Below are 14,630 nucleotides of genomic sequence, written 5' to 3'. Positions count from 1 at the left end.
GTGCGGCGGTATGCGTACCGAAACCGATACCCACCCGCACCCCGCCGGGCCGCCCGCCCGGCACCGGCCGCCGATGCGGAACAAGGTCCCCGAGGTCACCGTCTACTTCTGGGTGATCAAGGTGCTGTGCACCACGGTCGGGGAGACCGCCGCCGACCTGCTCAACGACAACCTCGGCATGGGCCTGACCAAGACCTCCTACCTGATGGCCGCCCTGCTGGCCGTCGCCCTGGTCCTCCAGTTCCGGGCGCGCTCCTACCGCGCCGGGCTGTACTGGCTCGCGGTGGTCCTGATCAGCGTGGTCGGCACGCTGATCAGCGACAACCTGACCGACAACCTGGGGGTGCCGCTGGAGACGACGACGGCGGTGTTTGCCGTCCTGCTCACACTGACCTTCCTCGCCTGGTACCTGAGCGAGCGCACCCTGTCGATCCACACCGTCCGCACGCCCCGCCGGGAGGCCTTCTACTGGTCGGCGATCCTGTTCACCTTCGCGCTCGGCACCTCGGCGGGCGATCTGACCGCCGAGCGGCTGGACCTGGGGTACTGGTTCTCCGCCGTCGTCTTCGCCGCGCTGATCGCGACCGTGGCGCTGGCCCGCTTCACGCTGGACCTCCCCACCATCTGGGCGTTCTGGATCGCGTACGTGCTGACCCGGCCGCTCGGTGCCTCGATGGGTGACTACCTCTCCCAGCCGCGGCACAGCGGCGGCCTCGGCCTGGGCACCGTCGGCACCAGCGTGCTGTTCCTGGCCGTCATCCTCGGGCTCGTCCTCCACCTGATCCGCACGAAGCGGGACGTCACCACGGGCGAGGAGGTCAGCCCGCAGGCAGGGTGACGGCGAACCGCGCGCCGGGGCCGTCGGCGGCCAGGGTGAGGTCGCCGCCGGCCGCGCGGGCCAGCCGACGCGCCAGGGCCAGGCCGAGGCCGGCGCCGTCGTGCCCGTCCCCTGGGTCGGCGCGGCGGCCCGGTGTGAAGAGCGCCCCGCGGAACTCCGCGGGCACGCCGGGCCCGTCGTCACCGACCTGGAGCGTGACCCGGCCGGCGCCGGCCGTGCAGTGCAGGGTGATCGTGTGCACGGCGTAGCGGCGGGCGTTGTCCAGCAGCGGCAGAAGGATCCGCTCGGCCACCGCCGCCGGTACGCCCGCCGTCGCCGCATCGCCGGTCACCGCCACCGCGGGCGCTTCGGGGTGGTCCGCGGCGAAGCGCCGTGCCAGGTCCCGTGCGAGAGCGGGGAAGCGGCAGCTGCCGGGGGTCGGGGCACCGCGGGTGCGGGCCTCGGCGAGCAGGGTGTCGCAGATCTGCCGCATCGTCGCGGCGGCGTGCGCGATCGCCTCGTGCGCGGTGTGCTGCTCGGCCGCGGTCCGCGGACGCCGGGTCAGCCAGTCGGTCTCCGCGGTGATCCGGGCCAGCGGGGTGCGCAGTTCATGGGAGAGCGCCGCGGCCTGGTGCTGTTCATGGCGCAGCACCGCGGCCAGCCGGTCCAGCAGGGCGTCCAGGCTCGTGGCGAACGAGGCGAGTTCGGCGGGCCGGCCGGCCGCGCCGAACCGCTCGACGGCGCCGGCCTCGCTCCAGCGGGCGGCCTGCGCGCTCATCTCGGCGACCGGCCGCAGGGCACGCCGCACCACGAGCCGGGTCAGGAGGTGGACGGTGGCGAGCAGCAGCACCGCCAGCGCCACGGATCCGGCCAGCGCGGTGTCCGCCGTGCTGCGGTAGGGGTCCAGGCTGACGGAGGCGACCACGGTGCCGGCCTGCCCGGGGCCTCGGGCGGCCGCCACGGGGAGGGCGTAGAGCCGCGTCCCGCCGGATCCGTCGCCGGCTCCGGTCTCGGCGAACGTCTCGTGCCCGCCGGCCAGTTGATCCGCCCGCCGCCGCACCGCGCCGGGTGCGCCGGGCGGCGCTTCCCGGATCCGGCGGCCCTGGTAGATCCACACCCCGGAGTCCAGCGCCTGGTCCCGGGCGGGCTCGTGGACCACCAGCCGCCCGTCCGGCCGTGCCTCCACGGTGGCCGCCACGGCCTGCGCCCGGGTGCGCAGCACGTCGTTCGCCTGCTCGTGCAGCCGCTTGTCCAGCGCCAGGTTGAAGCCCGCCGTCAGGACGGCGACCCACACGGTGCCGGTGAACAGGGCCATCAGGGCCAGCCGGCCGCGCAGGGTGCGCCGGGGGAGCCTCATGCGAACCGGTGGCCGATGCCGCGGACCGTCTCGATGCCCTGCGGGCTGTCCGCCGCGCGCAGCTTGCGGCGCAGCCGCCACAGGTACTGATCCAGGGTGTTGTCGCTGACCTGGGCGCCCACCGGCCAGCCCGCCCGCAGCAGGGCCCGGCGGCGGACGACGGCGCCGGGATCCGCCATGAGGCAGGCCAGCAGCCGGAATTCGGTGGGCGTCAGGGCGACCGCCGCGCCGTGGACGGTCAGCCGGTGGCGCACCGGGTCCAGCCGCAGCGCCCCGCCGCCGGCGACCAGGGCCCCGTCGCCGCCCCCGCGGCGCAGCACCGCCCGGAGGCGGGCCACCAGTTCGTCGAGGTGAAACGGCTTGGCGAGGTAGTCATCGCCCCCGGAGGCGAAACCGGCGAGCCGGTCGGTGAGATTTCCGTGCGCGGTCAGGAAGAGCACCGGCACGGCGCGGCCCGCTCCCCGCATCGCCTGGCAGACGTCCCGGCCGTCGGAGTCCGGCAGCCCGACGTCGAGCACGACCGCGTCCACCGACGCGTCGACGGTGCGCAGCGCGGCGGCGCCGTCGGCTGCGGTCACCACCTCGAACTCCTCGTCGCGCAGGCCGCGGGCCAGGACATCGCGCAGGCCGTGGTCGTCCTCGACGATCAGGATGCGCGGAGCGGTCCTCGTCATTCAGCGGTGTCCTTCCCGTCGGGTCATGTCGCACCGCCCCGCGCGCCGGGCCGGGGTGCGGGCCGGAACGCCCAGCGCATCTCCGGCTCCATGGCGAAGCGGAAGACGCGCTGGACCGGTGGGGTGCACAGCAGCGTGACGACCACGCCGGCGAGCAGGGTGACCAGGACGGCGCCCCAGGGGGTGTGGATCCAGTCGGCGTCGTACCAGTTCCACCAGCGCGAGCCCTTGGCGAGGAAGCCGTGCAGCAGATAGCCGTAGAGGGTGCCGGCGCCCAGCGCGGTGCACCACGCCCGGCGGCCCGGCACCCAGGCCAGGAAGCAGGCCGCGAGCACCAGCGAGCAGGCGAACATGCCCAGTTGCATCAGGATGCCGCACCACCAGGGCACGCCCAGTTTCTGCGCGCTGTCGGTGTGGTAGAACCACGCGTCGTTCATCCGCGGCACGGCCCAGTACGCGAAGACCAGCGCCCCCGCGAGGACCGGCAGTGCGGCCAGGCGCGCCGGCCGGCAGCGCAGCCGGCGAAAGTGCTCCGCCTTCAGCCGCATGCCGACGACGAAGAACGGCAGGAACTGCAGGACCCGTTGCAGATCCAGATCGCTGCCCAGGTCCGACACGGAGGCCGCCGCGGCGATCGCGAGGGCCAGCGGCACCGGCCAGCGCACGATCCGCCACAGCGGCGCGGTGAGCCGCCAGATGAACAGGGCGACCAGGAACCAGGTGAGGAACCACGGATCGGCCAGGCTGACCGAGAAGCTCGGGATGTCGCCGGCCGCGTACCGGAACAGCGCATAGGCCGTCTGGAACAGGAGATAGGGGACGACGATGCCGGTGATCAGCCGCTGGAGCCGGTCGCGGCGCACATCGAAACTGCGCGAGAAATGGCCGGAGATCACGGTGAACGCGGGCATGTGGAAGGCGTACACGAAGAGGTACAGCGCGGCGGCGCTGCGGCTGGTGGCGTAGAGCGGCTCCCAGGCATGGCCGAGAGCCACCAGCACGATGGCCAGATATTTGGCGTTGTCGAAGAACGCGTCGCGCGGCTTCTCCGGGGCGGGCGGCGCCTGGTCGCCCGCGGCGGTGGTGGCGGGCGCGGGGACGGCGGGCCGTTCGGGTGCGGCCCCGCCGGCGCGCGGTGCGGGAGCGGAGCGGGGAGCGAGGGTCACGACACGGCCTCCCAGCGATCAGTGGGCCGCCGCGGCCTTCTCGCCGTGGTGGTGGGGGCGACGGCCGTACTGATCACGGTGAGCGGCATCCTGGCTCCTCCGGTGGGCTGTTGTGGACGGTGGGGCACCCTACGAGGCGTTGCTGTGAAGTGCTCCGGAGGTGAGCATGCGGGGCCGCCGGCGTGCCCCGCCGAGCGCTTCCCCGCCCGTGGCGGGGCCCACGGAACACGGGGAGCCGGTGCCGCCGGGGCGGGGACGTCACGCTGTTCGTCTACAGTGTTGTAGACCACCGGGTGGCACTGTAGACGTCCGGGGCGCGGAACGCACCCCGCCCCTCACGGGAGGAACTGACCGCATGGCTCCGTGTCCCGCCGCGCACGCCCCTGCCGTAGCCGGTCGGAGTCGCCCCGCCGCCGCTCAGGACCCCGGTGGCGGTCCGTCACCCCGGCCCGCCGTGGTGACCCTTCTCTCCCCGCCGTCGCCCGCCGGCCCGCCGCGCAGCCGCTCCCGGTCCGCCGCACCCGCCCGCCGCCGGCTCGTGGACCCGGTGCTTTCGGCCGTACGGGGCAACCCCCAGTACAGTCAGCTCACCGACCTGTGTGCCGGGACACATCCGTGTGCAGGCGACGCCGGAGGCATCCCCGGTACCCGCCCCGGCCCCGCCGGGAACATCGCCGACGACGCCGATGCCCCCGGGTACCCGACACGCACCCGGCCGCACCGCCCCGCACCCGGCTCACCGCGGCGCACCCGCGTCCACCGTCCGCACCGTTCCCAGAAATGGATCACATGAGCGCCATCAGCATCGGCCAGGCCGTCGTCCTCGGAGCCGTCGAGGGGGTGACGGAATTCCTCCCGGTCTCCTCCACCGGTCACCTCAAGATCACCGAGGGGCTGATGGGCATCCCCGTCGACAACACGGCCGTCGTCGGCTTCTCCGCCGTCATCCAGGTCGGCGCGATCGCCGCGGCACTCGTCTACTTCTTCAAGGACATCGTGCGCATCGTGGGCGCGTGGTTCCGGGGTCTGCGCAACCGCGAGGAGCGCTACCACCACGACTACAAGTTCGCCTGGTGGGTGATCTACGCCACCATCCCGATCGTCGTCGTCGGCCTGGCGGCGAAGCCGCTGATCGAGGGCCCGCTCGCGTCCCTGTGGGTGGTGGCCGGCTCGCTGATCATCGGCAGTGGGGTGATGTGGGCCGCGGACCAGATGGGCCGGCACAAGCGCGGTGAGGACGACACCTCGCTGAAGGACGCCATGTGGGTCGGCTGCTCGCAGATCCTCGCCCTGCTCTTCCCCGGCTTCTCCCGCTCCGGCGCGACCATGTCCACCGCCCTGATCCTCGACCTCGAACGCGTCGCGGCCACCCGGCTGTCCTTCTTCCTCGGCATCCCGGCGCTCACCGGTGCCGGTATCTACGAGCTGAAGGACGCCGTCGGCAGCGGCGCCGCCGTCGCGCCCCTGGCCATCGGCACCGTGGTCTCCTTCGTCGTGGCCTACGCCTCGATCTCCTGGCTGCTGAAGTTCGTGGCCAAGCACTCCTTCAACTCCTTTGTCGTCTACCGCATCCTGGTCGGCGTGCTCCTCTTCGGCCTGCTGGGCACCGGCGTCCTCAGCTGACGACCGCCCCCAGGACCGGCGGCGCGGGGCCCCCGGGCCGGCCTGCCGCCGCCGGTCCGCACGGGGTGGCCGGCCGCACAAGGGAGCGGCGCGCCCGCCGTGGCGGGCCGTGCCGCCGGGATGCTGGTGGTATGGGTGCAGGAGGAGCGTCCCGCTCACGGCGGGCCGCAGCGCCGTGGAGGTGGCCTGTGTCGAACGGGGACGGCTCGGAATCGGACCTGGATGCCGATCCGGCGGGCGTACTCGCCCGTCTGCACACGGTGGAGGAAGCCGCCGAGGCGATCGGCACCACCCTGGACGAGCAGACCACCTGCACCGAGCTGACCCGCTTCCTTTGCCGGCATCTGTGTGACGCCGCCGCGGTGGACCTGCTCTCCGGGGACGGCACCGGCCAGCGGCCCCCGTCCCCGCCGGAACTGCACCGGGTCGCGACGGCGGGCCTGGTACAGGTGCTCGGCGCCCGCTTCCCGGACGAGGACGGGGAGTCCGGCGGCCCTCCCGCGCGGCGGGCGCTGGACGAGGGCCACCCGGTCGCCGCGTCGGGGGCGCTGCCCGGTGGCCTGACCGTCCAGGCGCTGGCCGTGCCGCTCACCGCGCAGGGCCGGCACCAAGGCGCGCTGCTGGTCCTCCGCGCCGGCGGCGCATTCACCGCGCACGAGACGGCCACCGTGCACTCCGTGGCGCGCTTCGCGGCCGCCCGGCTCGCCCACGCCCGCCACCACGCCACCGTCCAGCGCACCGCGACCGAACTCCAGCGGGCGCTCCTGACGGCGCCGGGCCGGCCGCACCCCAATCTGGAACTCGCCACCCGCTACCTGCCCTCCGGCACCAGCGCCCTGGTCGGCGGCGACTGGCTGGAGGCGGTGCGACTCCACTACGGACGCACCCTGCTGGCCATCGGCGACGTCATGGGCCACGGGCTCGACGCCGCGGTCGACATGAACGCCTACCGCTCCCATCTGGGCTCCGTCGCCTCGGCCGATCTGCCGCCGCACCGCGTGCTGCGGCGGCTCGACAGCGCCGTGGCCGAGGAGGAGAGCCGCCGCCCGGCGACCTGTCTGCTGGCCCGGCTCGACCCGGCCCGCCGGAGCGCCGCGTTCGCCAGCGCGGGCCATCTCCCGCCGGTGGTCGTCGGCCACTCGGGCAGCACCGACCTGCTGCACGTCCCCGTGGGGCCCCCGCTGGGGACCGGCGTGGGCGGCTATGAACTCCTCACCCGCCGCTTCACCCCCGCGGAGACCCTGGTGATGTTCACCGACGGCCTGGTGGAGCGGCGCGGCGAGGACATCGACGTCTCGCTGTCACGGCTGGCCGGGATGCGGCTGCCGGCCGGGGCGGGCGTGGCGCAGGTGCTCGACGAGGTGCTGCTCCGCCTCGACGGGCTGCACGCCGAGGACGATGTCGCCGCACTCGCCGTGCGGATGCGTCCCCACGCGGGGATGGGGGCCACCGGGCCGGCTCCGGAATGAGGCCCGCACCCACCGGACCCGGCCGATCGCGAACCGTGTGAACAAAGCCGCGGCGCGGTCCGTACTCAGTGGTGAGCCGAGGGATTTCCCCGATTCCCGGCCCGGCCCGGCCTGCCTGTGGACCTGGGCCCCCGGCGGTCGCTCCGCCCGCGCCCTCCCCTGGCAGGGCGGAGCGACCGCGTCACCGCCCGCTGGTGGCAATCGAAATGACGGCCCGTCAGCTGACCGGCATCTCCCCGCTTCCAGGGGTGTGTGTCCAGCTCAGCGACCCACTCGCTACGCTCTTGCGTTGTCGACCCAGGCCCGCCGCACCGGCTCGGGCCGCTCCAGCCGACGTCTTACGGGGGTTTCCACGTGTTCGGCATCGTCAGGCCCTGCACCCATCGTCTGTCCCAAGGGCTCAAAGCCGAGTGGACGGCCCATCTGTGCGGGCTCTGTCTCGCCCTGCGCGGCGACCACGGCCAGTTCGCCCGGGTCGTCACGAACTATGACGGGCTGATCGTCTCCGTCCTGACGGACGCCCAGTCCGGACCCGCTCGGATATCGCGCCGCACCGCCGGGCCCTGCCCGCTGCGCGGGATGCGGACCGCCGAGGTGGCGAAGGGGGAGGGTGCCCGCCTGGCGGCGTCGGTGTCCCTGGTGCTCGCCTCGGCGAAGATCCGCGACCATGTCGCCGACCGGAACGGGCTGTTGCGCCGCCGCCCGGTGGCCGCCGCCGCCCGCCGGGTCGCCGCGGGGTGGGACCGGGCCGGGGCACGCACCGGCGCCGGCCTCGGCTTCGACACCGCGCTGCTCGTCGACGCGGTCGACCGGCAGCCGGCCATCGAGGAGTCGGCCGGTCCCGGCACCCCGCTGACGGTGGTCACCGAACCGACCGAGACGGCCACCGCGGCCGCCTTCGCCCACACCGCCGTCCTGGCGGGCCGGCCCGGCAACGCCGCCCCGCTGGCCGAGGCGGGCCGGCTCTTCGGACGGCTGGCGCACCTCCTCGACGCCGTGGAGGACCGCGCGGCGGATGCCGCCGAGGGGGCCTGGAATCCGCTCACCGCCACCGGCGCCACCCCCGCACAGGCCCGACGGCTGTGTGACGACGCGCTGGACGGCATCCGGCGCGCGCTGCGCGAGGCGGAGTTCGCGGACGCCCGGCTGGTGCACGCGCTGCTGGTGCACGAGCTGCGCCGCTCGGTCGACCGGGCCTTCGGGACGGCCGCCTGCGCCCACCAGGGGCACGGCGAGCCGGGTCCCCAGGGCGGACAGGGCTCCCGGCCGAACGGGAACGGATACGGTGGCCCGCCCGGATACGGCCAGGTGCCGCCCGCCGCCGGCCCCTACGTCCACGGTCAGCAGCTGAACGGCCCGCAGCACGCGCACGGCGGCGGTCCGGTGCCGCCCGGCGGCGCGGGCGGCGGCCACGGGGGAGGAGCGGGCGGCGGGCTGCCGAAGTTCCCGCACCAGCCGAAGAAGCCCCGGGGCTTCCTCGCCGGCTGCGCGGTCGCCATCGGGCTGTGCTGCACCTGCAAGCTCTGCTGCGCGGCGGAGTACGAGGGGCCGTGGTCACGGAAGAAGCGCGAGGGGTGCTGCCAGGACTGTGACTGCTGCGACTGCGACTGCGACTGCTGTGACTGCTGCAGTTGTTGCGACTGCTGAACCCCGACGGGCCTCGGGGGCGGCCGTGACCGTGTCATGGCCGCCCCCTCGCGGTCAGGCGCCCGGCGGTATGCGTGACGGGCGGCCGGAGCCCCGCGTCAGCCGATAGCCGGCGATCCCGGCGAGGGCCGCGAGCAGCCCGCCCACCGCGGTCCAGATCCAGCGGTCGGACCACCGGCCGGACGACCAGCCGCCGTCCGGCCCGTCCGCCGCCACGGGCTGCTGCCCGGCCGGGCTCTCCCCGTCCTGCGGCGTGGCGGTGGCGGCGCCGGGCACCAGGGGCGCGGCGAGCGCGCCGTCCACCGCGTGGGCGCCACCGGTGTCGGCCGTGGTGGCGTTCACCTCGGCGTGCACCGGCAGGCCGAGGTCGTCCTTCGGCAGGTCGACCACCGTCAGCCGGACGTAGTAGCTGCCCGGCAGCGGGTCGTTCGCCCACGGTTCCGCCCAGGCGCGGACCGTGCGCAGCGTGCAGGAGAGCTCGACCGAGCCGGACTCCGCCGCCGTCGTTCTGGTCTGGGCGCCGTAGACGCAGGACTGGCGGCGGCGCAGCCCGTCATAGACGTCGAGCCGCCAGGTGGCCGCGCCGTGCCGGGCGGCGGCCTGCGGCAGCGTCACCTCGGCCTTGACGGTGGCGCGCTGCCCCGCGTCCACGGGCAGTACCCAGTAGAGGTAGTCGCCGGTGGAGGCGTCGGCCGTGGCCGGCTGGTCCGGCCGGATGGCGGTCGCGGTGCGGAAGGAGGTGCCGGCCTCGGTCGGCGCGGCCGGCTCCCCGTCGGCACTGCTGCTCGCGGAGGGGGACGGGCTGTCGGCGAGGGCGGTGCCCGCCGCGCCGAACAGGGCGGCGCCCGCCAGCACGGCGGTCATCAGGGTGCGTACGGTACGCATCAGTTGGTCCTCCAGACGGTGACGCGCCAGCGCGAGATCCAGCCCCACAGCAGACCGGCCACCAGCCCGGACAGGGCCAGCGTGATCAGCAGCCACCAGCCGTGGCCGAGCCCGAAGAAGGCGGCGTCGGAGGCGTCGGAGGGGCCGTCCACCACGTCGACGGTCAGCTCGACCGGCAGGCCGGGGTCGGTCTTGACCGAAGCGGGCGCCGAGAAGGAGTTGCTGACCTGCAGACAGACGGTCTCCGCCGCGGGCGTGCCGTCGTCCGTGGACTCGTCCGGCGGCTTCGGATAGCGCAGCCCGGAGGAGATCACGTCCGTCCGGCCGTCGCCCGCCTCCGCGCCGCGGACGATCTCCCGGCCGTGCACGGTCGAGGCCCGCAGCAGCACCCCGTAGTCGTTGTTGACGGCCCGGTCGGCGGCGATGCTCACCGAGGCGCGCAGCTCCTGGCCGGGCCGGACGTCGACGCGGTACCAGCGGTGCTCGGCGAACTTCTCGCGGTCGCTGTAGAGGCCGGGCTTGAGCTGCGGGGCGCCGGCGCACTGCCCCGACCCCTCGGTCGCCACGGGGGTGGCCGCCGGACGAGCCGCCCGGTCCACCAACTGGTGTACCCGGTCGCGGAGTTGCTTGGTGTGCTCCACCGAGGTGTACGTGCCGCCGGTGGCCTCGGCTATGCAGCTGAGCTGGTTGCGGGTCTTGGCGTCCGGCAGCAGCCCGAGGGTGTCGACGGTGAGGTGGATGCCCTTGGCGGCGATGTCCCGCGCCACCTGGCAGGGGTCGAGCGGCGCGCAGGTGTCCTCGCCGTCGGTGATGAGGACGATCCGGCGGCTCGCGTCACCGCCCTTGAGGTCGTCGGCCGCGCCCAGCAGGGCGGGGCCGATCGGCGTCCAGCCGGTGGGGGTGAGCGTCGCGACGGCGGTCTTCGCCTCGGTCCGGTCGAGCGGCCCGACGGGGTAGAGCTGCCGGGTGTCCTTGCAGCCGACCTTGCGGTCCTCGCCGCGGTAGTTGGCGCCGAGGGTGCGGATGCCGAGCTGGACATCGCCGGGCACCGCGTCCAGCACCTCGTTGAACGCCTGCTTGGCCGCGGCCATCCGGCTCTGGCCGTCGATGTCGCGCGCCCGCATCGAGCCGCTCACATCGAGCGTCAACTCGACTTTGGGGGAGGACTTCGCGTCCGGTTCACCGGCGCTGGCGGGTGTGGGGGCAAGCATGACGGTCATCGCGGCGAGCAGCCCGCACACCCCGGCCGCCAGCCGTTTTCTTGTGATCATCGACGGATCGTATGGAGAAACCTCCCGCAGTCCAAAACGGTTGCCGGACCGGTGGCGGAAACGGCTGCCCGCCGGGCGGCGGCGGCCGGTTGGGCGCACCCGGCGCCGTGGCAACCGTGCCCCGGACGGCCCGGACGCCGTGCTTCCGTCCCGGCGCCCTGCCCCGGAACGGGAGTCGGCCATTGCGGTCGGCGCGGGGTCTCGCTTACCGTCGGCACACCACATCCCGCCTCGTGCCCCCACGTCCCAACCGGTGGGAACCGGTGCGGTGTTGAAGGAGGGGGCATGGCAAGGAAGGTCACACGGCGGGCCGGTACCGGGGAACGGGCGAGGACCGCCCCCGAGGACCGAAAACCCGCTGTCCCGGGCGTTCGCCCCGCCGGCCCGAGCGGCGCGGCCCTCGCCTCCCCGGCCGGTAGCGGCCCAATGGCCCGGCTGCGGGCGCCGTCACGCCCCGGGCCCGGGTGCCCCGTTGTCCGGTAGTCCGTCCCACTGAGCAGCGCGCCCCGCCGTGCCGCGGGGCGCCCATCGCCCTGGAGCGCACCCATGCATCTGGCCACCCTCATCCATCAGGGGCGCCGCAGGCTCGTCGGCCGGCTCGCGCCGCAGCACCCCTGGCGGCTGGCGCCGCCCTCCGTCACCCTGGCCGAGGTCATCGCGGGCGGCGTCCTGCCCTGGTCGTGGAGCGAGCTGCCGATCGGAGCGGATCCGGTGCCGTCCCTGCCCTACCGCCCGGGCGCGCTGTACGGCGTCGGGCCGAACTACCCGGGGACCCTGGCGGAGATGGGCTGGGACCGGCCCGCCGAGCCCGTCCTCTTCCCCAAGCTCTCCTCCAGCGTCATCGGCAGCGGTGAGGCGATCGTCTTCGATCCGGAACTGACCCGGCGCGTCGACTGGGAGACCGAACTGGCGGTCGTCATCGGCGGCGAGGCCCACTGCGTGCCCGAGGCGGACGCGCTGCGCCACGTCTTCGGCTACACCGTCGCCAACGACGTCTCCGCGCGTGATCTCCAGGAGCGCGACGGGCAGTGGCTGCGGGGCAAGGGCCTGGACACCTTCTGCCCCCTGGGGCCCGTGGTGGTCACCGCCGACGAGATCCCCGACCCGCACCGGCTGCGGATCCGCACCCGGGTCAACGGCGAGACGGTGCAGGACGGGACGACGGCCGACATGGTCTTCCGCATCCCCGCGCTGATCGCCTACCTCAGCCGGTTCTTCACCCTGCGGGCGGGCGACGTGGTACTGACCGGAACCCCGGCCGGCTGTGGCGACTTCATGCACCCGCCGCGCGCGCTGCGGCAGGGAGATGTGCTGGAGTCGGAGGTGGAGGGGATCGGGTGCCTGGTCAACCCGGTGCGGACCGCGGTGTGCCACGGTGCCGGGGCCGGCGGCCCGGGATATCAGCAGACGGGCGGCAGATAGCCGAGGTCGTGGGAGAGCTCCCGGCACACCCGCGCCACCAGCGGCCCGTACGCCGGGATCAGCGGCTCCATCCGCTCGGCCACCCCGGCCACGCTGATGCAGGCGACCGGCATCCCGGTGTGGTCGTGGACGGCGGCGCCGCAGCAGCAGCTCGACTCGTCGAACTCCCGCAGATCCTGGGACCAGCCGCGCTCGCGGGTGCGCTCTATCTCGGCGTGCAGGTCCGAGACGGTGGCCGCGGTCACCGGGGACAGCGGGTCACGGACCAGCTCGATCAGGCTGTCCTCCAGCTTCTGCTGCGGCAGCGCGGCCAGGTAGGCGCGGCCCAGTGCGGTGGAGTGCAACGGGCGGGCCGCGCCCAGCTCCGCGGTCACCGTGGCCGGCCGGGTGCCGCGCTCACGGTGGACGAACACCATGGTCAGGCCGTTGGGCACACCGAGGCTGACGGTTTCCTCGGTGAGTTCGCCGAGGGTGCGCAGCGCGGGCGCGGCCGCGTCCCGCAGGGTGGTCGAGGCCACCGCAGCGGACGCCAGCCGTACCGCCGCCGGCCCCAGCTGCCACCGGGTCGTGGCCGGTGCCTGCGTCAGCCAGCCCTGCTCCCGCAGCCGGTCGACGAGCCGGTAGGCCGTACTGCGGGTCAGCCCGAGCGCCTGGGCGATCTCCGCGGTCGAGCTGCCGCGGTGGCGCGCCACATGGGTCAGGATCGCCAGCCCCCGGTCCAGCGTGCCGGCCGCCCGCTCGCCCGTGCCGCCGCCGTCGGATGCCCGGCCGGACCCCGGCGTCACTGCCTTGCTCATCGTCGCCCTCGGCCCTTCCGGTTCGTGCTGCGCGGCAGACTCGCCCGGTGACACTAGCCAGCCGATTCCGGCCCTGTCACTGGGACTTGTGCGGCACTGACAGCAGTTGCGGCGTTCAACCAACCCCGTGACCGAGACTGTGTCCCGGTGGATGGGACTGTCAAGTGCCGGGGAGGGACGGGGAGTTCCCGTGCCGGACACGGGGGCGGCACCGTCGTAAGGCCGTCGGCCGGCGGTACGGGAGGCGGTCGCGGGGCAGTCAGCCGAGCGCCGACGCCATCCGCCGGACGGCCTCGGTGAGGAGGTCGGGGGAGGTCGCCAGGTTGAGCCGCACATGACCGGCGCCGCCCGTGCCGAAGTGCGGGCCGGGGCTGAGGGCCACCCTGCCCCGTTCGAGGAAGACCGCAGCGGGGTCGTCGCCGAGGCCGAGCGCCCGGCAGTCGAGCCAGGCGAGATACGTGCCCTCGGCCGGCCGGTAGCGGACCCCGGGCAGCCGCTCGGCCAGCAGGGAGGCCAGCAGCCGCCGGTTGTCGTCGAGGCCACCGCGCACCGCGTCGAGCCAGTCGCCGCCCTCCCGCAGCGCGGCGGTGTGGGCCAGGATGCCGACGTGGCTGGGGCCGTGGCTGACCTCCTCCGGCAGGCGGGCCAGATCGTCGGCCGCGGCGGGCCCGGCGAGGGCGAGCGCGGCCTTGAGCCCGGCCAGGTTCCACGCCTTGGACGCCGACATCAGCGAGAGGCCGCGCTCCGCCCCGGGCACGCTCAGATAGGGCACGAAGGCGGCGTCCAGGGCCACCACCGGCGCATGGATCTCATCGGCGACGACCCGTACGCCGTAGCGGTCCGCCAGCGCCGCCACCGCGGACAGCTCCCCGGCGCTGTGCACCGTGCCCGTGGGATTGTGCGGACTGCACAGCAGATACGCGGCCCGGCCCCCGTCCGCGAGGGCGTGCCGGAAGGCCTCCTCCAGCACGTCGAGGTCGATCCGCAGATCCTCGCCCAGCGGGGCCTCCACCACGCGCCGGTCCATGTGCGTCACGAACTGGTAGAACGGCGCGTACACGGGGCAGTTGACCACCACCGGGTCGCCCGGGCCGGTGACCAGCCCGAGCATCTCGACGACGCCCAGCATCACATCGGGCACGATCGCGGTGCGCGCCACGTCGACCCCGTCCCAGCCCCAGCGCGCCCGGGCGAAGCCGGCCAGGGCTTGCGCGTACGCCGTCCCGGCAGGGTAGCCGGTGTCGCCGCGAGCCATCGCCTCGCCGACCGCCCGGACGACCGGGGGAGCGAGCGGCACATCCATCTCCGCCACCCACAGCGGCAGCACGTCGTCCGGGTAGGTGCGCCACTTCATGCTCGTGCGCAGCCGCAGCTCGTCGAGGGTGAGCCGGCGCAGGGGGTTGGCGTCGGCGGAGTCGTCGCGCAGCGCGTGGTCCATGAGCCCAAAATAGGCACGTTCCGCCCGCCGCGGCAGGGGGAGCGGGCCGCGGCGTTCGGCCCGC

Annotated in this window: 12 protein-coding genes; 5 read left to right on the top strand and 7 right to left on the bottom strand. The window is 74.5% G+C overall.

Going from position 1 to position 14,630, the window contains the following annotated elements; genetic code table 11:
- Positions 1-10 precede the first annotated feature (10 nt).
- Positions 11-838, top strand: a complete 828-nt coding sequence (locus ACQP17_RS02255) for a COG4705 family protein (RefSeq protein WP_433854679.1) — start codon at positions 11-13, stop codon at positions 836-838.
- Here the strand turns inward: ACQP17_RS02255 and ACQP17_RS02250 are convergent.
- From ACQP17_RS02250 to ACQP17_RS02240, 3 genes are read right to left on the bottom strand one after another with little or no spacing between them, the layout of a single operon-like run.
- Positions 819-2,174 (bottom strand): ATP-binding protein, encoded by a 1,356-nt coding sequence (locus tag ACQP17_RS02250; protein WP_433854678.1) that lies wholly within the window; start codon positions 2,172-2,174, stop codon positions 819-821. The genes ACQP17_RS02255 and ACQP17_RS02250 overlap by 20 nt on opposite strands.
- On the bottom strand, positions 2,171-2,848 hold the full coding sequence (locus ACQP17_RS02245; protein ID WP_433854677.1) for a response regulator transcription factor: 678 nt from the start codon (positions 2,846-2,848) through the stop codon (positions 2,171-2,173). The genes ACQP17_RS02250 and ACQP17_RS02245 overlap by 4 nt, the downstream gene beginning before the upstream one ends.
- A gap of 23 nt (positions 2,849-2,871) precedes the next feature.
- On the bottom strand, positions 2,872-4,014 hold the full coding sequence (locus ACQP17_RS02240) for an acyltransferase family protein (protein WP_433854676.1): 1,143 nt from the start codon (positions 4,012-4,014) through the stop codon (positions 2,872-2,874).
- 789 nt (positions 4,015-4,803) lie between these two features.
- On the opposite strand from ACQP17_RS02240, the gene ACQP17_RS02235 reads away from it, so the two are divergent.
- From ACQP17_RS02235 to ACQP17_RS02225, 3 genes are all read left to right on the top strand, one after another.
- Positions 4,804-5,637, top strand: coding sequence for an undecaprenyl-diphosphate phosphatase (locus ACQP17_RS02235; RefSeq protein ID WP_433854675.1), 834 nt, complete (start codon positions 4,804-4,806; stop codon positions 5,635-5,637).
- 131 nt (positions 5,638-5,768) lie between these two features.
- Positions 5,769-7,106 (top strand): PP2C family protein-serine/threonine phosphatase, encoded by a 1,338-nt coding sequence (locus ACQP17_RS02230; RefSeq protein ID WP_433854674.1) that lies wholly within the window; start codon positions 5,769-5,771, stop codon positions 7,104-7,106.
- A gap of 354 nt (positions 7,107-7,460) precedes the next feature.
- Positions 7,461-8,753 carry a DUF5685 family protein gene (locus ACQP17_RS02225; RefSeq protein WP_433854673.1) on the top strand — a complete coding sequence of 431 codons (1,293 nt, stop codon included), beginning with the start codon at positions 7,461-7,463 and terminating at the stop codon, positions 8,751-8,753.
- 54 nt (positions 8,754-8,807) lie between these two features.
- On the opposite strand, the gene ACQP17_RS02220 is transcribed toward ACQP17_RS02225, so the two are convergent.
- Together ACQP17_RS02220 and ACQP17_RS02215 are read right to left on the bottom strand one after the other, a co-directional pair.
- A complete protein-coding gene (locus ACQP17_RS02220; RefSeq protein ID WP_433854672.1) occupies positions 8,808-9,638 on the bottom strand; it encodes a hypothetical protein in 831 nt (276 codons plus the stop codon).
- Positions 9,638-10,909: a VWA domain-containing protein gene (locus ACQP17_RS02215; RefSeq protein ID WP_433854671.1), complete on the bottom strand. Its 1,272-nt coding sequence runs from the start codon at positions 10,907-10,909 to the stop codon at positions 9,638-9,640. Before ACQP17_RS02215 ends, ACQP17_RS02220 begins: the two co-directional genes overlap by 1 nt.
- 546 nt (positions 10,910-11,455) lie before the next feature.
- Here ACQP17_RS02215 and ACQP17_RS02210 point away from each other — a divergent pair.
- Positions 11,456-12,331, top strand: coding sequence for a fumarylacetoacetate hydrolase family protein (locus ACQP17_RS02210; protein WP_433854670.1), 876 nt, complete (start codon positions 11,456-11,458; stop codon positions 12,329-12,331).
- Here the strand turns inward: ACQP17_RS02210 and ACQP17_RS02205 are convergent.
- On the bottom strand, positions 12,310-13,128 hold the full coding sequence (locus tag ACQP17_RS02205) for an IclR family transcriptional regulator (protein ID WP_433854669.1): 819 nt from the start codon (positions 13,126-13,128) through the stop codon (positions 12,310-12,312). The genes ACQP17_RS02210 and ACQP17_RS02205 overlap by 22 nt on opposite strands.
- Positions 13,129-13,387: 259 nt before the next feature.
- Positions 13,388-14,566 (bottom strand): MalY/PatB family protein, encoded by a 1,179-nt coding sequence (locus ACQP17_RS02200; protein ID WP_433854668.1) that lies wholly within the window; start codon positions 14,564-14,566, stop codon positions 13,388-13,390.
- Positions 14,567-14,630 lie beyond the last annotated feature (64 nt).

This window comes from Streptomyces kronopolitis (assembly GCF_050953795.1).
Taxonomy (GTDB): domain Bacteria; phylum Actinomycetota; class Actinomycetes; order Streptomycetales; family Streptomycetaceae; genus Streptomyces; species Streptomyces kronopolitis_A.
Note: the sequence above shows the minus strand (reverse complement) of the source record. Positions and strands in the feature narration are given on the sequence as shown.